Origin of the sequence: Sphingobacterium sp. UME9, assembly GCF_014170215.1 — a bacterium.
GTDB classification, from domain to species: domain Bacteria; phylum Bacteroidota; class Bacteroidia; order Sphingobacteriales; family Sphingobacteriaceae; genus Sphingobacterium; species Sphingobacterium paramultivorum.
The window spans coordinates 338194-361388 of sequence record NZ_LZZP01000003.1; the positions used below are offsets into that span (position 1 = coordinate 338194).

General features: G+C 38.6%; 21 protein-coding genes. 14 read left to right on the plus strand and 7 right to left on the minus strand.

Annotated features, from left to right (window positions below; translation table 11 throughout):
* Positions 1-8: 8 nt before the first annotated feature.
* Complete coding sequence (locus tag A9970_RS02910) at positions 9-935, minus strand: hypothetical protein (protein ID WP_088161176.1); 927 nt, start codon at positions 933-935, stop codon at positions 9-11.
* Between the two features lie 583 nt (positions 936-1518).
* Here A9970_RS02910 and A9970_RS02915 point away from each other — a divergent pair.
* The 9 genes from A9970_RS02915 (at position 1519) to A9970_RS02955 (ending at position 13021) form a co-directional block, all read left to right on the plus strand.
* Positions 1519-2559 (plus strand): endonuclease/exonuclease/phosphatase family protein, encoded by a 1041-nt coding sequence (locus A9970_RS02915; RefSeq protein WP_182981219.1) that lies wholly within the window; start codon positions 1519-1521, stop codon positions 2557-2559.
* 154 nt (positions 2560-2713) lie between these two features.
* Positions 2714-3373 carry a vancomycin high temperature exclusion protein gene (locus tag A9970_RS02920; RefSeq protein ID WP_220801503.1) on the plus strand — a complete coding sequence of 220 codons (660 nt, stop codon included), beginning with the start codon at positions 2714-2716 and terminating at the stop codon, positions 3371-3373.
* A gap of 88 nt (positions 3374-3461) precedes the next feature.
* On the plus strand, positions 3462-4061 hold the full coding sequence (locus tag A9970_RS02925) for a hypothetical protein (protein ID WP_182981220.1): 600 nt from the start codon (positions 3462-3464) through the stop codon (positions 4059-4061).
* A 34-nt stretch (positions 4062-4095) separates the two neighbouring features.
* Entirely contained in the window at positions 4096-4818 is a 723-nt protein-coding gene (locus tag A9970_RS02930) for a DUF2625 domain-containing protein (RefSeq protein ID WP_182981221.1), read from the plus strand.
* Positions 4819-5271: 453 nt separating this feature from the next.
* A complete protein-coding gene (locus A9970_RS02935) occupies positions 5272-6825 on the plus strand; it encodes a serine hydrolase (protein WP_182981222.1) in 1554 nt (517 codons plus the stop codon).
* 120 nt (positions 6826-6945) lie between these two features.
* Positions 6946-9396, plus strand: a complete 2451-nt coding sequence (locus A9970_RS02940) for a TonB-dependent receptor (RefSeq protein ID WP_182981223.1) — start codon at positions 6946-6948, stop codon at positions 9394-9396.
* 101 nt (positions 9397-9497) lie between these two features.
* Positions 9498-10415 carry an endonuclease/exonuclease/phosphatase family protein gene (locus tag A9970_RS02945; protein ID WP_182981224.1) on the plus strand — a complete coding sequence of 306 codons (918 nt, stop codon included), beginning with the start codon at positions 9498-9500 and terminating at the stop codon, positions 10413-10415.
* Between the two features lie 124 nt (positions 10416-10539).
* Positions 10540-11301 carry a DUF6882 domain-containing protein gene (locus A9970_RS02950; RefSeq protein WP_120334558.1) on the plus strand — a complete coding sequence of 254 codons (762 nt, stop codon included), beginning with the start codon at positions 10540-10542 and terminating at the stop codon, positions 11299-11301.
* 193 nt (positions 11302-11494) lie between these two features.
* Positions 11495-13021: a glycosyltransferase family 39 protein gene (locus A9970_RS02955; protein ID WP_182981225.1), complete on the plus strand. Its 1527-nt coding sequence runs from the start codon at positions 11495-11497 to the stop codon at positions 13019-13021.
* A 9-nt stretch (positions 13022-13030) separates the two neighbouring features.
* Here A9970_RS02955 and A9970_RS02960 read toward each other — a convergent pair whose 3' ends face one another.
* The gene (locus tag A9970_RS02960; RefSeq protein WP_182981226.1) at positions 13031-14008 is read right to left on the minus strand and encodes a helix-turn-helix transcriptional regulator; all 978 of its coding nucleotides are present in this window, start codon (positions 14006-14008) and stop codon (positions 13031-13033) included.
* Between the two features lie 199 nt (positions 14009-14207).
* Here A9970_RS02960 and A9970_RS02965 point away from each other — a divergent pair, with 199 nt between their 5' ends.
* From A9970_RS02965 to A9970_RS02985, 5 genes are all read left to right on the plus strand, one after another.
* Complete coding sequence (locus tag A9970_RS02965) at positions 14208-14465, plus strand: hypothetical protein (protein WP_182981227.1); 258 nt, start codon at positions 14208-14210, stop codon at positions 14463-14465.
* Between the two features lie 105 nt (positions 14466-14570).
* The gene (locus A9970_RS02970) at positions 14571-14843 is read left to right on the plus strand and encodes a hypothetical protein (RefSeq protein ID WP_182981228.1); all 273 of its coding nucleotides are present in this window, start codon (positions 14571-14573) and stop codon (positions 14841-14843) included.
* 62 nt (positions 14844-14905) lie between these two features.
* On the plus strand, positions 14906-15259 hold the full coding sequence (locus tag A9970_RS02975) for a hypothetical protein (RefSeq protein ID WP_153845509.1): 354 nt from the start codon (positions 14906-14908) through the stop codon (positions 15257-15259).
* Between the two features lie 19 nt (positions 15260-15278).
* Positions 15279-16244 carry a hypothetical protein gene (locus A9970_RS02980; RefSeq protein WP_182981229.1) on the plus strand — a complete coding sequence of 322 codons (966 nt, stop codon included), beginning with the start codon at positions 15279-15281 and terminating at the stop codon, positions 16242-16244.
* Between the two features lie 35 nt (positions 16245-16279).
* Positions 16280-18496, plus strand: coding sequence for a hypothetical protein (locus tag A9970_RS02985; protein WP_182981230.1), 2217 nt, complete (start codon positions 16280-16282; stop codon positions 18494-18496).
* A 151-nt stretch (positions 18497-18647) separates the two neighbouring features.
* On the opposite strand, the gene A9970_RS02990 is transcribed toward A9970_RS02985, so the two are convergent.
* The 5 genes from A9970_RS02990 to A9970_RS03010 form a co-directional block, all read right to left on the minus strand.
* On the minus strand, positions 18648-19631 hold the full coding sequence (locus tag A9970_RS02990; protein ID WP_182981231.1) for a type I glyceraldehyde-3-phosphate dehydrogenase: 984 nt from the start codon (positions 19629-19631) through the stop codon (positions 18648-18650).
* A 231-nt stretch (positions 19632-19862) separates the two neighbouring features.
* On the minus strand, positions 19863-20264 hold the full coding sequence (locus A9970_RS02995) for a cupin domain-containing protein (RefSeq protein ID WP_153845513.1): 402 nt from the start codon (positions 20262-20264) through the stop codon (positions 19863-19865).
* 132 nt (positions 20265-20396) lie between these two features.
* A complete protein-coding gene (locus A9970_RS03000; protein WP_153845514.1) occupies positions 20397-20975 on the minus strand; it encodes a sugar O-acetyltransferase in 579 nt (192 codons plus the stop codon).
* Positions 20976-21016: 41 nt separating this feature from the next.
* Positions 21017-22072, minus strand: a complete 1056-nt coding sequence (locus A9970_RS03005) for an alpha/beta hydrolase (protein WP_182981232.1) — start codon at positions 22070-22072, stop codon at positions 21017-21019.
* 88 nt (positions 22073-22160) lie between these two features.
* The gene (locus A9970_RS03010) at positions 22161-23039 is read right to left on the minus strand and encodes an AraC family transcriptional regulator (RefSeq protein ID WP_182981233.1); all 879 of its coding nucleotides are present in this window, start codon (positions 23037-23039) and stop codon (positions 22161-22163) included.
* Positions 23040-23195: the final 156 nt, after the last annotated feature.

Consider the following 23195-nt stretch of genomic DNA (forward strand, 5'->3'; position numbering starts at 1 on the left):
AACATAGGTTATCGCTCACTTAATAGTTTAATATGCTCCATTACTCGGAAATGGACATTCCTAGTGATACTTTCTGCCCAAAGGTCATAATACCAAGTAGGGAAGACATGGAGATTATACCAACTGTTCCCGATAAGGGTAGTGGTACCATTTCCATTGTCTTTCAACATAAATTGACCTCTTTTGATATCTATATGTCCCATAATTTCAGGGTCTTTGGGTTGATCAATGATATCAAAAACTAAGTTTTCATTGACGTCAAATTTTACAATCTTCTCATCGAAAATATATCCGTTGCTGAAAATGCATTTTCGGTTTGCGCCCAGTTTATGCTCACTTACCGTTGTGGCCATTGGGCTCGGCATTCCTATATTAAAGAGCCAATAGCTTTCCTTCTGAGATATCGGATCGAAGGCGACCACGTGCTGCCATACTTGTGCTGGACTCGCATGAATCAAGATCTCATCGGAGACCATATTTTCGTGATGATGATCACTCAGGGAGTCAACAATAAAAATTCCAAGTAACAGGCTAACAATGCTTATATTCAATTTTTGATTGCTCTTTTTAAACATTGACCTTCCAATAAAGGCGCCTGCGATAACAAAACCAAAAATAAGAGGGGAAACAATTAAGAGGCAAATAATGCCTTCACCTAAGAATATAAAGCTCAGTAAGATAGCCATGAGACTACCCAAGATAGAGCATGCCGTTATTTGTGTTCCTCTCATGTTGGTATCTTTCCAACACCAAGCCATAATAATACCCATCAACAGTGGAATAATCACAAACTCAGAAAAGACAAGTACACCCACATCCTTGGGCAGCAATGAAGATTGCATACCAATAATTAGAAATGCAAAAATGTTGGCTATTAGAATGCCCTGAACTATTTTAGAACTTCGTACTTTATAAAACGTTTGTTTCAAACTCATCGTATTTGATTGTTAGGCTTCCCGACTCAGGCTGATCTGATTTTAGCAGCATATTCACACACTGCTTAAAGGCGTTTAAGTGAAAAGGCGATATCGGAGCTAATGCTTTTTTAATTGTTAATGACCAGTGGTGTCTCAATATTTATTTCGGTATTTTGTGCCTTTACCCAGGGACCTGCATAATAGTTCCATTCATCATTCGGGCGACCATTTATGAATATGCCACCCACTTTTGGCTTGCTATCCGTTATGCTAAAACTTTGTATGGCTAAGATATTAAATAATTCGCTATTTAATAAATTTTGGAATGCTGCTAAATATAATGCTATTCAATTGAAGCTGATCAAAATGTTACAAATACGAAAATGCCTTTGCGTTGGAGGTATCCTACTTATGAATTCGATACAAATCGCGAAAAAGTTGATGAAGCAAGTCTACGACAATGGGGTGGAGTTGATAATGTGGATAAAATTATTTGGTTATTACAGAAATAAGTAAGAAACTCGCTTATAAGATAATGGTAGAAACCGCATTTCGATAAGAACGTTGTGGTAATGCTTGTTCATAGAAATAGACAACTCCAATGAAATTAAGAAAAATTATATTGTGTTTGGTGATAACCCTTTTAGGGCATACGCTCTTCGCTCAGGCAAAAAATGAGGTAAAGGTACTGCAAATCAATATCTGGCAGGAGGGGACTGTCGTGCCGAATGGGTTTCCTGCGATTGCAGACGAAATTATTGCCAAGCATGCAGACGTCGTTCTCTTTAGTGAAGTCCGCAATTACAAGGGAACAGATTTTATTCAGCGTATACTAACGGAACTCAAAGCTAAGGGTGCTATATATTTTGGCCAGTCCAGTGACGCAAAACTGGATGTCGGTTTTATTTCCAAATATCCGATTGAATCACAGCATGCGCTTTATGAAAAAGATAGTACTATGGGCGGTGTTTTAAAAAGTAAGATCAAGATTGGAAAGCGTTCTTTTGTATGTTATTCTTTACACTTGGACTACACGAATTATGCTTGCTATTTGCCACGTGGTTATGATGGTGTGACCTGGAAAAAGTTAGATCGTCCTGTTTCAGACGTAGGTACCATTATCGAGGCTAATCGGAAAAGCAAACGTGATGAAGCTATCCAGGATATCCTGAGCGATGTAGAGAAAGAGGATCAATCACAATCGTTTATTATTGCAGGTGATTTTAATGAGCCTTCGCATTTGGATTGGACATTGGCAACAAAAGATCTTTTTGACCATCGTGGGGCAGTGGTTCCCTGGGACTGTTCGGTTTTATTAGAAAAAGCCGGATTTATAGATAGCTTCCGTCAATTACATCCCAATCCGGTCAGTCATCCTGGTTTTACTTACCCTGCTTTTAACAAGGATGTTCCCATTGAGAAATTGGCATGGGCACCCACAGCGGATGATCGGGATCGGATCGATTACGTTTATTACCGCAGCAAAAAGCCGTTGAAGCCAGTAAAAGCTAACATTGTCGGTCCTGTGGAAACCGTAAAGTATGGGCAGAAGCAGGAAAAAGATAGTGAAGATAACTTCCTGCTGCCCGAAGGCGTGTGGCCAACCGATCATAAAGCGATGTTGGTTATGTTTAAATTCTAGTGCATTAATAGCCATATGAAATATACCGAAAAGCACGTAAGTGCCTACGAATGATAATTTATCTTCAGCGAATTATAATTGGTTCGATTTTTAATAGGTTGTACTGTTAAATTTGTGTTTAAAATGATAAGTTTATCATGAACAAATCAAGCTAATGAAAAAGATTAAAAGGTTCGTTTTAGTGGTCGTCGCTCTATGTCTAGTAGCCCTGGTTGTTGTGGTGATAACCAATAGCAATGTAACGGCTAAAACAGATTCGGTGATTTTCACGGAACTTAAAGATGTGCCAAGAACCAAGGTCGCCATCATTTTTGGCGCTGGTATCAATGGTGATCAGCCAAGTAGATATTTGAAAGATAGACTCGATGCTGGGATTTCGTTGTACAAAAACCACAAAGTGGATAAAATATTGTTGTCGGGAGACAACGGAAGAGACGAGTACGATGAGCTTAGCGTAATGAAGTTGTACTGTCAGAAAAATGGCATCGATACCGCAAAAATTTACATTGACTATGCTGGGTTCGATAGCTATTCGACCATGTACCGGGCAAAATATATATTTAATGTTGATACGGCAATCTTGGTATCTCAGAAATATCATCTAAATAGATGTGTTTATCTGGGCGATAAATTGGGCATAAAATCATTCGGCTATAGTGCAGATCGGGGCGCTTACCCGGGGTATAAATATTATGTATTGAGAGAAAAACTATCAGTTGCGAAAGCCGTTTTGGATATAATGAGAAATAGAAAACCAAAGTATTTAGGTAAGCAGGTGGATGTAAACGGAAAGTCGAATTATACGAAAGAATAGGTTATTAGATTTGTAGACCGATAAACCATTTATTATCGCATAATTGTTTGATAAGCTAGATGTTAGTTTAATAATGTGCCACAGACAAATGAGAGTTATTCTAAACATATTTTTATTTTTATTCGGGATTGGGTTTCTAATTCTTTTTGTTGGTATCGGTTTGTTTATGGCTGGTTTTGGCGGTGTTGACAAAGATTATTCTGTAACGGAACTTAAAGAAAACTTTGAGGAAAAAAGAGCCGAGATTTATGAAGTCAAAAATTATATAAACAAAATAATTCCACCTAACAAATTAGTTCATATAGAATTTGAGAATAACAATATGGTAGGTATCTTTCATTTGGAGGTGGACGGCAAGTTTGAAAGTAACTGGGATGTGAAAATTAATTCGAATAAAGCAGACTCTTTATTGCAAAAACTTGGTTGGACAACAGGGACTTTAAAAACACTTAAAGAAAAGTTAGATAATGCAAATTGTATCGGTATTACAAGCGGAGAACCTTGTAATATTAGCTTTCAACGAAGCGGAATGGGAATATATTCCTTTAATGTGTTTGATAGACCAATTGCCGATAGCTTAAAAGCGCGTTACAATGACGGCTGCACTTACATTATGGTAAATGACAGGCTTGTGCTGGAATATGGTGGTGGCGCGATTGGAAGTCAATGCTTTTATAATTTAGAATAGGTAGAAAGCTTAGTCGCTAAAAAGAACAGACCGTATGAAATTGACTATTAAAACCTTACTATTTGTCATGCTTTCTCATTTTGCTTTTGGGCAAGCCAAAATGAGAGAATTAAAAGAACTTATTAATAAGGATGAAGACGCCATAAAGTTAATCATGGCTTGGAAAAATGCTGCAAAAAATAGGATTCAAATTTTAGAGAATGACTCATTAAGGTCCAATGAAGCATTATTTAATACCCAAGTATCAACACTTTCACCAATGGGTGCAATAGTTTTTCATACGGTTGGTATTTTGATTGATAATGGATGGATCGGGATTTACGGTTCTGGAAGCGAAAAATTAAATCGAAATCTACCAAATTGGAATAAAGGGAAAACTTTTCAGAATTTTGGCGACAAACCCGGTTATTTAATTATTGCAGATGATGCTGTAGGTGGATTTTTCTTATTAAATGGAGGTGATTTAGGAAACGATTTAGGCAAAATATACTATCTGTCTCCCGATAATAATGAATATGAACAGCTCGATCTAACTTATACAGAATTTATTAATTTCTGCTTTAGTGGAAATATTGATGTGTTTTATAGGGATTTACGTTGGAAAAATTGGGAAGATGATTTCAAGAAACTAAGTGCCAATGAAGCTTTTATCTTTTATCCCTATTTATGGACTAAAGAAGGAAGGGACATCAATAAAGTGGAAAAAAATAAAGCAAGTATGGAAGAAATCTATACATTGAGAACACAGCAACTATAAATACCACAAAGATTGTATCCTCCGCTTAAGATATCCAAACTACTTTTTCAAGCAGAAATAAGTCATCTTTGTCATATAAACAATTGCATATTAGTTAGCAGTAATCGAGTTAAAGCTCTTTTAAAATAACTCATACGACGGAATAGTTGATTACTCCATCTTATCTTCAACCGAAGAGTTGCTCTTTGGTACCTTAACTATTTATTATTCCTTCAATAAACAAAAATCGTCATGCAGAAGTTTAAAATCATTTTAAAACTTCTGAACTATTTGACTGGTAAGATCGCGGGATAAGAGTGAACGCTAGAATAAACGAAGTTTAATCTTTTGCAGCGCCAGTATTCTTCTTTCTCTTGCTAGTAGCATTCGGGGATAAAATAGCTAAAGCCAATGTCTTCAGGAGTTTGCGGGAATCAAGTTGAATAAGTATTTTCGTATAAATTCCAACTTGATATGAAATTCCTTTTAACCTTTATTTTTTGTTCCTGGTTTTCTTTTTCACTATTTTCTCAGGTTGGGAAAGTAGGCAGGCAGAAAGATCAATTTGAAGCAATTGATTCTGTTCTCGGCCAAGTTTTAAAAGATCATCATGTGGCGGGTTTTGCCGTTGCTGTTGTTAAAGGCGATAAAATAATTTATAATAAGGGATTTGGTTATCGTGATTTCGCGAATAAAACACCCGTCACACCCAATACGCTTTTTGCAATTGGTTCAAGCTCCAAAGCTTTTACTGCTTCATTGTTAGGTTTGTTGAGAGCAGATGGCAAACTAACATTTGAGGACCGAGCGGTATCTTTACTGCCAACGTTGCGGTTTTACAATGATGAGATGGATAATCAAATCGTTGTTAAAGACCTAATGGCGCATAGGACAGGCTTGTCCCGCTATGATTTATCTTGGTTTCTGTTCAATAGCAAAAATAGAGATAGTCTGATTTCGCGGGTCAGATTTATGAAACCCAGCTCAGGCCTGCGAATGAAATGGTTCTATAATAACTTCATGTACCTTGCTCAAGGAATGATTGTGGAGCGATTGAGTGGTAAGACATGGGAACAAAATATACAAGAAAAGTTTTTTACCCCCCTACAAATGACCCGTTCTAATACCGATCTCTTAGCATTTCAACGGGACAGCGATGCTTCTCTGCCCTATACACTTTCCAAAGATAACACGATAAAACTGATTGATTATTATAATATTAGTGGTATGGGGCCAGCAGGAAGCATAAATAGCAGTGCTAATGACATGTCTAATTGGCTCAAGGTTTGGCTCAACCGAGGTTATTTCAATGGGAAAGAAATACTTCCTGCAAATTATATAAATGAGGCTGCGAGCTCCCAAATGGTGATGGATGCAGCTTTACCAGACAAACATAAAGATGTCTTCCTTTCCAATTATGGTTTAGGCTGGATGATTGGCTCCTATAGAGGACATTATCAAGTAGAACATGGTGGAAATATTAATGGATTTTCTGCGAATGTGGCATTTTTTCCAACAGATACACTCGGAATTGTCGTATTAACCAATCAAAACGTATCTAAAGTTCCTACGGTGGTCAGAAATTCTATAGCGGATATACTTCTTGGTTTGAATCCAATCGACTGGAATGGTGAAAAAAAGGCTGAAATTGACTCACTGCGTCATATTAAAAAAGAAGACGAAGAAAAGTTGCCCGTTACAGCGACGAAACCTTCCCATTCCTTAAAACAGTATACTGGTTCTTTTGAAAATCCTGCATATGGAATTATTGAGGTAAGGCTTAAGGATAACAAGTTATACAGTGAACTCGGTTATGAGAGGGTTGTTCTTATCCACCGACATTATGATGTTTTTGACCCACGGTCTGTCGATAAAAATGGGGTAGCGGATACTGAACCAAGTAATCTTCTCTTTAACTTCTTTAGCGATGTGGACGGTCAGATTCAAGGTATAGGAATTCTATTGGACGGTAGTGAAAAACCAGTTATGTTTGATCGTAAACCCAGTTCCGTTGCTGCATCGCGGTAACAGAACAATCGTATGGACCAATAAGATGAAAAGGAAGGTGCCGATGACACGCTTAAGCCAGTTGCCACAGAAAGGATGACGTGTCAAACTGTAATTGAATATACGAAAGCCGAAAATTGGATGGATTTTAGAATTGGCAACTTTCGAATGACTTCTTTACCAAAATTCTTATCAATTGGGATATTCTTCTTATGGAGCGGAGCCCTTTATGGGCAAGCTACGGAAAATATCGTGCAGGGTAAGGTCGTCAATCCTGATCACGTACCTGTTTTCCTGGCTACAATAAGCTTATATAGTATTGATGGCAAACTGATAGCTAGTTCAATGACAGATAGCACGGGCTGTTTTCAGATTACGTATAAACTAACGGGTACCTATTATTTGTTGATTAAGCACCTTGGTTATAAAGAGTTGAGGAGCAGCTCGTTTAATCCGTCCAATGGCGACGTTGGGACACTACATCTTCTCCGACAGGAGAATACACTGGAAGCGGCAGAAGTCGAAGGTAAAAAGAAGTTGTTTTCTATAGATGGAGGTACAGTCGTCTATCATGTAGAGAATAGCATAGGCTCACAGGATATATCAGCTTTCGATGCTTTGAAGAGATCTCCTGGTGTGCAGATAGAAAACGATACAGACATTACACTCAATGGGAAAAGTGGGGTACAGATCCTCCTGGACGGAAAACAAACTTTTCTTTCAGGAAAAGAACTTAGTGATGTATTGAAATCGATGTCATCCAATAACCTCAAATCCATCGAAATTATCAATAATCCAAGTGCCAGATACGATGCCTCTGGAGCTGCAGGTATAATCAATATCAAAACCAAAAAAAATCAGACAAAAGGCTTAAATGGAAACATTTCCACGGCCTTTGCCTATGGTGTCAGTCCCAAACAATTGGAAAACCTTGCATTTAACTATCGGGTTAATAGGATTAATGTCTATGGAACTTACAATCATACATTGGGGTATTACAATTACCTCTATGGTACGGATCGCCAGCAAAATGGAAAGTCGTATGACAGCCATACGATCGACGTGGACAAACGTCAGAAAATGGCGGCTCAAGTCGGGGTCGACTATTTTATTGACGAAAAGAATACGGTCGGTTTTTTGGCAAATGGCAATTTTATCTTTGGAGGAGGTCTCACCAATACCGCTACAGCCATTACGACACCGCCTTCCACCACGGTTGAGGAAACGCTGGATGCCATTAACGATTATTACGGGCAGAATACGAAACGCTACAATTTTAACCTGAACTACAAATACGAAGATACAATAGGGCATAGTCTAAATATTGATGCCGATTACGGTCTCTTCGGTAAATGGAACAAAAACCTGCAGTCAAATATTTACCGTGACAATCAGCATGTCGTTACTGACGAAAATCTTTACCGTACTCTTAATGATATCGATATTGATCTAAAAGGATTAAAAATAGACTATGCGACACGGTTGTGGGGCGGGAAGTTGGAAACAGGTGCCAAATACTCCGCAGTAGGCTCGAAAAATAACGCAAACTTTTATCATGTTAAACAATCGAAAGATAGCCTAGACAATGGACGTTCAAATGATTTCCACTTCGATGAGCATATCGGCAGTGCGTATGTTGACTACAAACGGTCCATCGGTGCCTGGTCTCTACAGGGCGGGCTGCGACTAGAATATGCTAGCTCCAATGGTACTCTACTTTATCAGGAGTATGGGGCAGGTCTTAACGAGCATATCAATAGAAAGTTTACTAACTTTTTCCCTTTTTTTTCCATTGCCACACAATTGACTGCTAAACAGACACTGTCTTTGTCTTATGCCAAACGTATAGAAAGACCAGCATATCAGGATCTCAATCCTTTTGTATATATGCTTGACGAGCTTTCATTCTGGAAAGGGAACCCCTTCCTGGTACCTTCATTGACCCAAAGGTTTTCGTTACTTTATTCCGTGAAAAATTCGACAATAATAGGCATAAACTATGCCTATACAGACCAATTGAATGCAAAAGTAACAGATACACTGGAACAGGATAAAATCATGATGATCAGTAAAAATGTGGGGACACAGCAACATTGGTCCCTGTCCCTGACGCAGACTTATTCGCCTAGGCCCTGGTGGGACATGACTTTCAATGGCCTCTTGTATTATATCCATAATGACGTTTCCTTTGACCAGTACCAAAATCTCAACTTGAGGCAGACTGCGGGAGCCGGTCTCCTTCAGACCTTCAAACTCCCCTTTCAGACGAGGGCGGAAGTTTCGGTGGTCTACAATTCAAAACGACTCGGTGGGGCCAATACCATCAGTAGACCGGTTAGTCAAGCGGACATCGCGTTCCAAAAATCTGTATTAAAAGACAAAGCAACAATACGACTGGCTATCACCGACATCTATAAAGGTAACCAAGTTAAATACACGCAAAATTTACCAGGACTGCTTTCATCAAGTTATGGCTACTACGAATCAAGACAGGTACGTCTGAGTTTCAACTATAGGTTCAGCAGTGGAGCGACTAAGGATCAACGTAATCGTAAATCGGCTCTCGAAAGCGAAAGCGGCCGGATACAATAAGATATCGGCACCGTTTGTACATATTTATTTTTTAATATTGGCCCTGCAATACATTGATGAATCTTCTAAATTTGAAATCTATAAATTAATAAAGACACGACATGAAGTTTACTATTTTCTTTTTAACATTGACATTTCTTTGCTTTAACTGCGAAGCCCAAAAGCAAGCTGAGATCTTCAAGGTGATGTCATGGAATATATTGCACGGAGCAAATGATAGTGAGGATGGCAAAGCCCATGCGGTACAGATTATAAGAGAAATAAATCCGGACATCATATTGATGGTGGAAACTTACGGTTCCGGTAAAGAAATAGCCGATTCCTTAGGGTACAATTTTCATTTAATTGCTCCCGAAGGAACAGCTTTAAATGATAAGAGTGTTAATTTGTCCATCATATCTAGGTACCCTTTTGGTGAACGGATTGACACTGAATTTCCATTTTATCTAGGAGGAAGAGAAGTTATCATCCACAAGCAGAAAATTAGATTATTCTCGAATTGGTTTCATTATTTACCATGGGAAAACGAGCCCGAAAATTTGGGTAAAACAGCTGCCGAACTTCTTGTTTGGGAAAGATCGGGAGCTAAATATGAAATGATACAAAAGGTATTGCCCTATCTAAAAAAATATGCTGCACAAGCGGATTCAATTCCTATGATTCTTGGTGGAGATCTCAATACGCCGTCTCATTTGGATTGGGGCAAGGATACTAAGAAAATACATAATAATCTGGTGGTTCCCTGGTATTCAACAAAAGTATTGGCCGATATCGGACTGGTGGATACTTATAGAACCTTGAACCCCAATCCCATCACACATCCAGGTATTACATGGCATACGAAAGGGGAAAATGATGACCATCGGATAGATTATATATTTTACAAAAGCCCAAAGTTAAAAGCGTTAAAATCTGAGTCTTATAAGGTGTTCTTTAATGAGCCAATCAAACTGAACGGTAAAGAAATTTTATACCCTTCTGATCATGGTTTTGTAGTGACAACATTTAAGATAAAGTAAAAACGATCTTAAATATATCATACAAGTATTGCTGCGCTTATTTATTTTCATCATTTTTATATCGATTCCTAAATAATGTGATAGAAATATTTTCTTAACTGCTATAAATTTAAAATGTAAAAGGTTGAAAAAAACAGATTACGAACAGTTTGCTGGTAAAAAATGTCAGGAACTTATACAGATCCAGGAAAGATTTAGAGCGCAGTTTGAGCTAGGCAACTATCAGCAATGGTATTATGATGCTGAACTTGCGCTTCTGAGGTTATACAATAACGATGAAGATCAGATTTATCTAAAATATATTCCGATAGGTACTTTTTCGTTTACATCAGAAACATGGATGTGGAGCTGGTTCAATGAGCATAGTGTCGAACCCAACAAGGGGAATATACTTGCTGTTAAAGAATTTGGAATCAAAAACAATTATACCAAATTGACAGAAGGAACTTTCCCGGCAGATGAATTCGATTGTTGGGAGTTTGCGGCGATTTCTTTGGATATGTTGGATGGCATGGGGCTTTATAGGGTAAGCACAGGAAATCTCCAAAGTTATTTCCTGATCACTGCTGTTCTGGATGAAAATTCTCGGGAAGTTGTCCATTTCAACCAAGCAAAAGTAACATGCAAAATCCATGGCTTGTCGAGACCAGCATTTATATGCCAGCATCTTGATCTGAAAAATCCTAAAGGTTTTGAAGAAAGTTTCGATACCTATAAAGGGATGGAACTTGATGAAGAAGATGATTTTGCAGCTTGGTGCGATGAATGTGAAAGGGTCAGAATGAAATATAATGGTTGGAACGAAGACTCAGAAGAATTTGCGAAGATCAAACTTGTTTGTGAAGATTGTTACTTTGAGCTGAAAGACTTTAATAAGGCCGAGTAATTATATTATCCGTCTTTGAATTGCATATGTCGTTACCGATCCAGGGGAGGAAGCTGTCTCAACTTGGAAGATAACAGATTTGCAACTTTCCATATTCAATGGGGACAAACCAACAAAACGTTTAAAATATCGACTAAAAAAGATTGAACATTTAAAATAAAAACAATCATAAAGCTAACCCTCATACCAATTGATGACTAAAAGTACTCGGATTATTATTATCATTTTCTGTCTCGTTAAACTGACACTTCACATTATAGCCGATTTCCATTCAGGTTTTCAGGGCGACGAACTGCTACATATAGAAACCGGAAACCATCTGGCCTTTGGCTATATGGAATTTCCGCCTGTCATCGGAGTTTTGGCATTTATCCAAAATTTGTTTCACGCTCAATCGGTCTTCATTCATCATCTTTTTCCACATATCGCGACAATACTCATCGTCATCTTCCTTGGTAAGACAGTATTTGAACTTGGAGGGGGGAGTATAGCTACCGCTATCACATTATCCTGCCTATTGATATCGCCGGGCTTCGGAGGGTCACAGCAGTCGTTTCAGCCCGTTGTATTTAGCCAATGTTTTTGGCTGATCTCATTTTATCAGTTGGTGAGGTTTGTAAAATATGAAGACAGAAAATACCTCTGGTATTTAACGGTCTTTATTTCCCTTGCTTTTCTTACGAAATATGATGCACTGTTTTTTTTGGTGGGCATTGCCGCGCTACTGTTCTTTCGGAGAATTCGAAAGGCTTTAGTAGCTGCTAGGTACTGGCAATGTATAGTTGTTGCTCTTCTTATTTTATTGCCAAATATTGTATGGCAATATGCGAACAATTTTCCAGCGTTGCAGATGTTTGCTAGGCTTTATGAGACGCAATTGGATGAACTAACTTTCAGCAAAGTTGTTTTTGGACTTTTTTTAGATGTCAATCCTATTACAGCCATTATGCTTATCCCTACATTGATTTTTATCTGGGGTGGTCAAAAAACAAAGCACTATTATAGGCCTATAGCGAGTTCAATTCTACTGTCTATTGTATTTTTGGCCTATTCAAAGGGTAAAGCTTATTACTTTTTCCCGATTGTTCTTACGTTATTGCCCTTTTGTGGTATTTTGTTTGAACATATCATTCTGCCAAAGAGAAAATGGTTGTTAATTCCACTGAGTGTCATTTTATTACTTGGAACTGTTTTGATACCATTTGGTCTACCTATATATTCTTATGCACATTATATGGATCGGATTCATAAATATTTTCCTAAAAATGTAAAAAACGGTAAGGAGATTCTTCCTATGCAAGAGTATATTACCAAGCAAAAATGGGAAACGAGCATGCATGAACTACACTCAGTATACGACAGTTTACCCCCTAATGAAAAAACAAGTTGTCTTATTTGGGGCAAACATTACTCGCAGGCTGGTGCGGTTGAACTGATGAAGAGTACATTTGGGCTCCCGAATGCTTTTTGTTATCATGGTAGTTTCTATAGCTGGGCACCATCGGGTCGAATGCCCCAAACGGTGATCGCCATTTGTTATAACGATACCAGTGATGACTTCTTTTATCCTTTTTTTGAAGAAGTTGTTCCTGTACGAAAGCTATATAGCCCCTATGCAAGTAGCGAAGGTTGGGTGCTGCAGACGATTTATATCTGTAAAAGACCTAAACAGGACTTTAACAAAATGAAAGATTTGTTTAAAAGCAGAATATTTGAATAAACATGCTACTTACTTTATTTGACTGGGGCGCATTCCAAATTGTTTTTGAAAAGCCGTTGAAAAAGCTTGCGTACTACCATATCCGTATTTTAACGCAATATTGCTGATCGAATCAACATCATTTTGTTGCAGTTCTTCAAAGGCTTTGGTCAGAACTGATTGATGGTAAAATTTAATAACGGAAATATTATAGATCGCTTGAAAGCCAGTAGTTAGTTTAAAGCGGTTCAGACCAATAGTTTTGCATAAATCGTTAATAGAAAGTTGTAATATCTGATCTAGATTTTGCAATAGCTTTCTGACTTCCTGTAATTTTTGAATATCTAATGCGCTAAATTTCAATTCTTGATGTTTGGCTGATGAAATGGCATTTAAGTAATGTGCCATGATCTCATATAGTTTACATTCCATAAATACCCGCCTAAAATTGCCCTTGAGCCTACATTCCAGTATTTGCTTAATGATGACGGTAATGACTTTAGAAATATCAAAAACTATTCCCTCGGCTGTTTTTGAAAAGACGGCATGAATACATTTTCTCTTCTCGGTCTTCTGACTGACATCGAAAAATTTATCAACCACATAAAGAAAGTCCTCTTTGTTAAAGATGATGGTTACCTGTTCGAATTTTTTCCCTTTCTCAGCTATAAAAAAAGAATCTTCCCCCTGCGGATTATACATAAAGCTCTGCCGTGTACTTATTTTGGAAGTCGTAGTGTGATTCCATTCATGAACGATATCTCCCTTTAGACTAATCGTCAGTAAAATATTATTGTTATAATATTGATTGTACTGCATCTTATAGGTTTCAAGGGGAACCCCGGATAAATAGGCTAAAGTAATATTGGGTACAAGGGGAATAAGAGCAGTTTGTCCTCTTCCAAGTATGGGGGCTTTAAACTTTAATATTTCGTCTTCGCAATTTTGCCGTACAATCTCTTCAAATGGCTGCTCTCTCAATTCTTTGATAACAATAGGAGCTTTCATATCAATAATTTATGCAATGAATATACAAAAAATTAATGCGTTTCGATGCAAAAATAATGCGTTTTGATGAACAGCCTTTCGGGCATCGCAAGCTAAATTTGCTATAAATAACGATACGTTTCCAATTGTGAATTAAATATTATGCGCTGTTTATTGTTATATCTTTCTTAGGATAAATTTTACTAATAAAATAAAAATCATGAAACATGTCACATTACAACCAGGTCAAGAATCCGGACTATTCGGTCCTGGTATTTTTAGGATTGATTTTGATCCCATGGGTGCCGGGCAGACCGGCTATTATGAAATCCACTATTATGGAGATGATAATCAACCGAATGGCCAGTATTTGACGGGTACAATCAAAGGGAAATTAGGTTCTGAATATACCTTAAATCGTAAGTTCAAGTTCAAAGTGAAAAATACTGGACTGAAGACTGCCATTGGCTTTGAATAAGGCACATAATGGGCTGAATAGCTCAATCTAAAAAAACGAGCCACTTGTTAAAAAAAGGGATGCCGAAAACGATATAGAGTAGGCGGAAATATAAATAAATATGTTATGCCAACAAATTTAATGCGAGCTGGTAGCGTCAACGAAACCGTTGACATCAGCGCAAGGAAAAAAGATCAAATGACTGCGGCACTGGTCGATTCAGTTACTTCGGTAACAACCAAAGTAAGTCTTAAATTTTCGGATGATAAGAATAAAAGCTCCTATAAAGTTTTTAATCTCTCAGCAAATCCGGCCCATTTTGTTGTTTATATTCCTGCAGGAGCGTTAACATACAGCGCGACTGTTACCGGTGAAGACATCAAAATAGCCTGGGCCTAAGTCACGCCGCTAACCATTCCGAATTTTATAAAAACATATTTACAAATTAAAATAAATGCATCATGGCTAGAAAAGTGAAAATGACGGTAAATAACAACACTGGTAAGGTGTTGACGTTAAAACCTAGCACACCAAAACATGGGAAATTCACCACAGATCCTCCAGGTACGATTGAATCTTCTGGAAGTTGGGTCTGTACCACAAGAACAGGGGGCACATTTGGTCCCGAAGGTACAGTGATTTATCAGACTGATGGCGGAAAAATAACCATCGAGTTCTACTACAATCATCCGATGAACCATAGCAAGAGTTCCTATAGAGTGACGGTTAGCCCATCCGATTCGATTGGATACGACATCAAAGGTAGTTTTGAAGGACATGATCAAGATATCACGTTTGAATTATATCTGATCTGAGCAAATATGGAATTAGGCTATGGGAAGTTTAATCAATGAGAAGCCGGATACGGGTTCAATACATACAGCTAGCTGGATGGAAGGGCTCGACACTACATTATTCTTGAATGGGATTATTATGCCGGGGAGTCACGATGCAGGAATGTCTCAAACGGATCATTGTGGTGCTGGGGCCGATTTAAATAAAGGAATCGTGCAAACGCAAGCATTGGATATGTTGGGGCAATTAGTGGCAGGAGCGCGCTACTTTGATATTCGTGTCGATTATGATCAAGGTAGACTGGTAAGCTATCATCGGACAGGGAATGCTGGATGTAATGGACAGCCGCTGGTCGATATGATCGAACAAGCCATTGCATTTATTGATAACCATAGGTCGGAAACCTGTATTTTAAAATTCTCTCATATCCGTACGAATCGTAATAAAGAGCGAGAAATAAAAGATCGAATAGATCAGTTTTTGGCCAACATGCAATACCGGAAATATTTTTATAACAATGCACATTACGATGTCAATTTAGCAAAAGTAAGTCTGGAAGCATGTCGCGGTAAGATTATTTTGGTCTTCGATTATCCCGAACATATCAGTGCGCGAAGTGGACGGTTTCGCTATTATGATCAGGATAAAAGCATGGATCCGGCTCATGAGCAAAGCAGATCTTGTGATCCCAATATTAGCGTGTATGATTCGTACGCAAATACAGTTTCGCTCGAAAAAATGAAACAGGATCAGTTGGCTAAATTGATTGCTTACGGCGGTCTGAATAAGAATTACTTCTTTTTATTGTCCTGGACACTGACGCCCGATAGCAGCACATTCTTGACCAGTTCTATAAAAAATCTGGCAAAAGAAGCTAATCGAGCGCTGGAGGAGCTAGCGGACGGATACCTTCGACAAGTCCACATTCCCAAACCCAATATCGTGTACATGGACTATGTGAATGAACAAACAACAAGAAGCGTCATTGCTCTTAATTTTCTTTAAATAGCGATTCTTTAACCCTTTAATTGTAAAGTCTTATGGAAAAATCTGAAACAAATAACCCCTTGTACGGGGTGACAATTGGCTCAATTATTTATTCTCAAAGTGGAAAATTTGCTCCAAGTGTAATTCGGGCACCCATCAGCCGGATGATTGCACAGCAGCAGTCCGAAAAATATATGTCTGGTGAAAGCAGTTATTTGTATTCTGAAAGGATGAATCAAGGTACTTTCGGAATGTCCGGTGCATATGGTGCTTCTGGAATGAGTCTGCTCAAGTCATCCTTGTCGGCTTATGTTGGAGAGTCAAAGGCAGCCACGGATAGGTCTGTTGTCGTGAATTATAGTGCGATTGCTATCGGGGGTATAGAATATGTTAATTTCGAAGATCTGACAGCAAGTGACCTTATTGCCAGTCTGAATGGCGCATGTCAGGAAGGTGCACAAGCAGTATTAACCGCTTATAATAATGTGATCAAGTATGCCGCCGAATCAAAACGTGATATACGAACGGCACTAAAAGATACCGATGCAGAATCGTTACAGCTAAAAGAACTGGTCAATATATGGGTGGAAGCTTCGGAAGATTTTGCACATGATTTTGGCGATGGTTTAGTCGTTGGTGTTATCTGGGGTGGACTAGGGGGAGTAACCATGAAAATGACCTCTCAAAGTGAATCGGAGTCTTGGCAGTACGGTGGTTCTGCTGATTTTTCCTACGCAAATGCATTTGCCGCTGTCGCTGTGCAGGCGACTTATGATGGAGGCCAGTCGCACGGTAAGGCCAAGGTCAATGTGACTAGCAGAAGTTTTTCCTGGGGGACAGTCCTTGATGAACAGGTAAAACAATGGCTGGATAGCGTGGAAAACAAATCATTCAGTGAGCTTGCCGATGTGAGTGTTATTGAGAAAGCGCCTAAGATGGAAATCAGTCGTGGAGCACCGACGATACCCGAATTCCACAAGCCCGAGGTCGACGAGAAAATTGAAAAAGAGGTGGAGAAGATAGAGAATTTGGATGACCTCAAAGAAATGGCGGAAGCATCGGCTTATAAAAAAACATTAAAAACAAATCCAAAGCTCTCTTTTGACGAGTTTATCAATAACGCTGAGAAACCTGCAAATACAGACAAATTGAAAAATCTTCAAGAAAAAATAAAGGCAAATGATATTGATACGCTGAATTTTACAAATAAAAATAAAACTAAGAAAGCACATTTTACAGCCTCAAATCTGTCAGAATCTCAGGGAATCGTACATGCTGGGCAGGAAGTGAGTACAGAGGGATACGTTCCTTTAGGCGCATGGATTAGTCATTGGTCTGCACTTTTCCCCTGGATGGCGCAGGGATATTACAACAGTATCGATGGCATCGAGGGGGAAGAGATCATCCGATTACGTGTTATGCTACAGGATTATCTGACGCTCAGTCGCATGTATTATATCGCTCACAATGCCGGTATTGCTGAGTTTAAGCGAAAAGATCCTGCGCAAGTCAATGTATCGACTTTAAGTCTTGGAGATGCATTTGCTCATGCTGCTGCGGAAGTCCAGAAGGCTATTGAATTTTCTGATTTTGGCAAGGTAGAGCAGAGCTATAAGGACTTAAATGAGGCTACAAAAAACATTTATAAGCTGTGGAATGAGGTTTCATTTCTGAGGAGTTGTGAGTTGGGGCTGGGCCTAATCAAAGACAAGAAAACGATAGGTCCCGCACTGAAAAATACAGATCAGAAAAGCTTGGGCACCCGTCAGGCATATTCGTTGGTAGCATGTGATTTTGAAGGAAAAAACTACACCGTTTTTAGCCGCGCTTATAAGGTACTGCCCTTATTGACCCCAGATGGTGATATCTTGGCTTTCGGTCCCGAACAAGGTGCATTAAGTTCGATATATGACAACGAAATCGTTTTTACCAAACCAGGACGAACAAAATATCTCGTATTCAGTTACGATAAAAGTGCTCGGGAATTATTCCATCAGGATCATCAAATTAAACTTTATCCAATACCATTCTCCGCTGCCGAAAATGTTTCAGCATGGAAAGGGATGTCTTTAAGTACCAATCTAGGTTCTATAAAAGGGTTAAACTTAGCCTTAACTTCATTGAATGATCAATTGTCGAAACTTCAGGCATGGTCTTTCAGTAGTATGAATTGGAGTAAACAGTGGAATGGTAAAAAATTATATAGGCAACACCGCATTAAAAAACAATACCTAGGGATTATTGATGAAATAAAAAACATATTTGCATAGAAATTTTTATAAGAGGCAACAACAGCTCAAGCTGTTTAAGAATAGGCTATCTGACAAGATACTGTGAGGGTGATAAGTATAAAATTGTAGAAAAAAGGCTATCTAACCTTTAGATAGCCCTTTGCATATTCAGCTTTTCGTTGCTGTCGCGCTAAATCGATTGAATTTGTCTGACCATTTGGTTTGTAAATCCCCATTCATTGTCATACCAAGCCATCACTTTCACCAGGTCGCCATCGACAACTCGAGTCATTTCTAGATCTACTGTCGCTGCAAATGGACTTTTGATAATATCGGTAGATACCAAGGGCTCGTCGGTTACCGTAAGTACCTTTTTATAGCGATCAGTTTTTGATTCCTCGATCAAGATTTGATTGATCTCTTCGATTGTGGTGGATCTTTCTGCAATGAACGTAATATCGGAGATGGATCCTACTGGAACAGGTACCCTCACAGCTATACCGTCAAACTTTCCGGTGTATTGCGGAAGCGCTTTTGTCGTCGCTATTGCAGCACCCGTAGCCGCGGGGGCAAGGTTAATGCCTGCAGCCCGTCCCATACGCGGTTCTTTTTTAGATGGAGCATCGACCAATGCCTGTGAAGCTGTATAACCGTGTGTGGTATTTAGTATTGCTTTTTTTATTCCCAGTCTCCTGCCCAATATTTCGATTACTGGACTTATATTGTTTGTCGTACAGCTTGCGCACGAAAAGACAGAAACCCTTCCATCTTCGGTATTTACCCCATGGACCACTGTCGGCGTATCTTTGGTAGGACCCGAGATGACGACAAATTTTGCTCCAGAGGTTAAATGTTTTTCAGCGTCCGCTTTGTTCGTGAAAATACCCGTACTCTCTATAACGATATTTGCTTGAATATCTTTCCAAGGTAACTTTTCAATCTCCCTGATACTTGTATATTTAACCGCCTTTCCATCGACCACAAGTGTATCTCCCTCGATACGCACATCTTTTTCATATTTCCCATAGTTACTATCGTATTTAAGTAGATATGCAGCGTTTTCAATACTCATCAGATCATTAATTCCAACGACCTCAAGATCGGCAGTTTCTGTTATTATTTTTAAGGCAGCACGTCCGATGCGACCAAATCCATTAATTGCTATCTTTTTCATCCTATTCCTTTTAAATCTGTTTATATTATTTCTTTTGTTTTTATATATAGACTAAGTTCTTTTATTTTTCGAAAAAAAAGATTGACATGGATCAAGAATTTCGCTAAGCTAAAGTCACCCAGTTAGTTTTCAGGGATTAGAAGTCAATTGTAAGTAACCATGGGCCTATCGATATCGAACTACGACAGAGTTCTGACAATAAAGCGCTGTTCAAAACAAGTACAGGCTTCATTATCTATTGGCTAAACTGAATTCTTCTTCTGTTACGGGATTTAGCCAAGTAACTTGAACATCTTCTTTAAAATTAGTGATGGCAACATGCACCATTTTAGTAGCAGCAGTTGCGCCGTGCCAGTGTTCTATATTCTCAGGAATATTGACAACATCACCTTTTTTGATTGCTTGTGCCGGCTTTCCTTTTTCCTGATAGAGTCCATTTCCTTCGATTACCAGTAAAACCTGACCTTTAGGATGTGTATGCCAGTTTGTTCTCGCACCAGGTGCAAAAGTTACGCTACCTGCCGAGAAATCATTGTTTTTATCTTTTGCTACCAAGGGGGTTAAAAATGCATCTCCAGTAAACCATTCCTTAGGTAATGGTTCCCCTTTGGGAAATATTTCTGTTGTATTCATTGTATGATCTGTTTTAGTGTTACAGGCGAATAAACTTATCGCCATAATTGGGATAACGAATAACCCGTGCATATAGTTTGCAATTTGGTCTTTATAAAGACGATCCGATATAAAGATGATCCGAATTCTTTATTATATGTTTTTAATAATTTTTGCCGGAATTCCACCAACAACTGTATTATCCGGCACGTCGTTGCTGACTACGGAACCAGCTGCTACCACCGTATTTTCTCCAATCGTAACGCCGGGCAGGATTGTTGCATTTGCCCCAATCCAAGCATTCTTTTTTATATGGATCGGAGCCACAGTTAACGATTGTCTGTTTTCAGCTTCAATAGGATGGCCTTCTGTTAATAAACTCACTTTGGGAGCTATTAACACATCATCTTCTATAATTATACCACCTAAGTCTAAAAAAACACAGTCGAAGTTGATGAAGACATTTTTTCCTATCGTTGTATTCTTGCCATAGTTGATATATAATGGTGTAAATACAGTCGTGCTTTCATCTATAGCTGAACCAGTAATCTGACTTAATAGATTTCTTATCTCTTTGGGATCAGCCGAATTGTTCATAGGCACCAATAATGCTTTTGTAGCAAAAGAAGCTTCCCGCAAACGGTATCCTTGGGGATCATCGGAAGAAATATTTTTATTCCTTTTCAATCGTTCAAAAATATCTTCCTGATAACTATTATCTGATGTTTTCATAGAATAGCTAGTTAAATTTTATATTTAATGAAATAAGTACGTTATTTTAAATTAGCGATAAAGAATGCTGTCAGTTTATCGAAGGGAATTCTATCGAATTGATCATATAAATCAACATGAACTGCATTTGGGATAATCACTAGCTCCGTTGGCTCGGCAGCAGCTTTATAGGCATCTTCGCTGAAATATCTTGAATGAGCATTTTCACCTGCAATGATTAGCATGGGGCGAGGTGCAATTTCCTTGATATAAGAGAGAATCGGCATATTCATAAACGACAGGGGGGAAGTTGCCGTCCATGAAGCATTTGAATTGATAGAACGAGGATGAAATCCGCGAGCTGTTTTATAATAATCAAAATATTCCTTGACAAACTGAGGCTCACTGCCAGTCAATTTTTCCGGTAAATTGTTTGTTGAAGATGCGTAAGATCTACTTTCAGCATCTTTCCAGCGCTGCAGGCCTAATTGTTCCAATGTTTGTGTACGTTGCGCAGCAGTTATCACATCGTTATAGCCTTTTGACATGACGCGCGTCATATCGTACATACTGGTCGTTGCTACTGCTTTTATACGTTTGTCTACTGCCGTTGCATTTAATGCAAAGCCAGCAAATCCACAGATGCCAATGATTCCGATTTTGCTCCTGTTAATGTTTTTCTGCAACCCTAGAAAGTCTACAGCTGCGCTGAAATCTTCGGTGTTGATATCTGGCGATGCTACGTTACGAGGTGAACCGCTGCTTTCACCAGTGTAGGAAGGGTCGAACGCCAAGGCAATAAATCCTCTTTCCGCCATTTGGTTGGCATACAATCCGGAAGATTGTTCTTTCACTGCACCAAAAGGGCCACTGATGGCAAGTGCCGGTAGCGCTGTGTTGTCTGTGTTTTTAGGGATGTATAAATCGCCAGAAAGCGTGATGCCATAATGGTTTTTAAAACTTACTTTTTTGCGGGTTACCTTGTTGCTTAATTGAAAAGTATAATGATCTGATGAAGTATTCATTGGTTTTAAATTTTGGTTTGCTTGTACATGCTGTGCGGAAGTCCTATCAGAAAACAGGAAAGACAAGACCAATAATGTTGCTGCTATTTTCATATCTGTATTACATTAATTATTACAGATACAAAGGTAGATCAGGATAAAGGGGAGGTGTTAACGATTATCAAACTAAAACTTAAGAATTTCAAATCTCAGATTCCCGGAGCGATTTCGGGTTTGTTCCCGTCAGTTTTTTAAAGAAGTTATTGAAATAAGTAGGATATTCAAATCCCAGTGCGCTGGCTATCTCTGAAATATTCCAGTCTGTGTGCAGCAGCAGGGCTTTTGCTTCTGTTAAGATTCTTTCTGAGATCAGCGTCGTTGTAGATTTGCCCGTAATTTCTTTTACAGCACGATTCAGATAGTTGACGTGGATGTTGAGATTTTGCGCATAATCCTGCGCTGTTCTCATTTTGAGGGGACTTGCAGGTGTTTCGATGGGAAATTGACGTTCTAATAGTTCCAAAAATACCGATGCGATACGTGCTGTACCATTCTTGTTAGGGGTATGCACTTCTGACGGTTGAAGTTTAAGGGCTTCGTGAATGATCAGGTTGATATAATTGCGTATGAGTTCATCTTTAAACGTATAATCACTTTCTTGCTCTTCGATCATCTTCTCGAAAAGTGTGTTAAGCAACAAGCGTTGATCCTCAGTGATTTTTAAGACCGGCGTACCTCCGATTTTAAAGAAAGGCGATTGCTGCAAGCTTTCCGCGCGGTCGGCCTGTTTTAAAAAGTCTTCCGAAAACAAGCATGTATAACCTGCATAGGTCGTAGAAATGGTTTCCCAGGAATAGGGGATATGCGGGTTCCCAAAAAATAGTATCGTGCCTTCTTGTTCAAAGCTTTTATCTGCGTAATGAATCTTACTTTTACCAGTTGTAAGGCATATTTTAAAGAAATCTTTACGACTATAAACACGTGTAGCATTACTGTCATCCTCAATCTGAAATGCTTTAAAACCCTGCAATCTCAGTTCACTATTGAATTCAGAGACACTTCGGACTATTTTTGTTTCCATAGAACAAAGTTAAGAAATTCAAATATAACGTTGTATTTAGTGCAAAAACAACCTAAATAAACGGCTGTATTATCTCAACGGCTGTATTATCACAGTGCTAAACTCGACCTTTTTTTATTTTTATCAAACCAATCACTTCAAGCATTTGTCTATTTA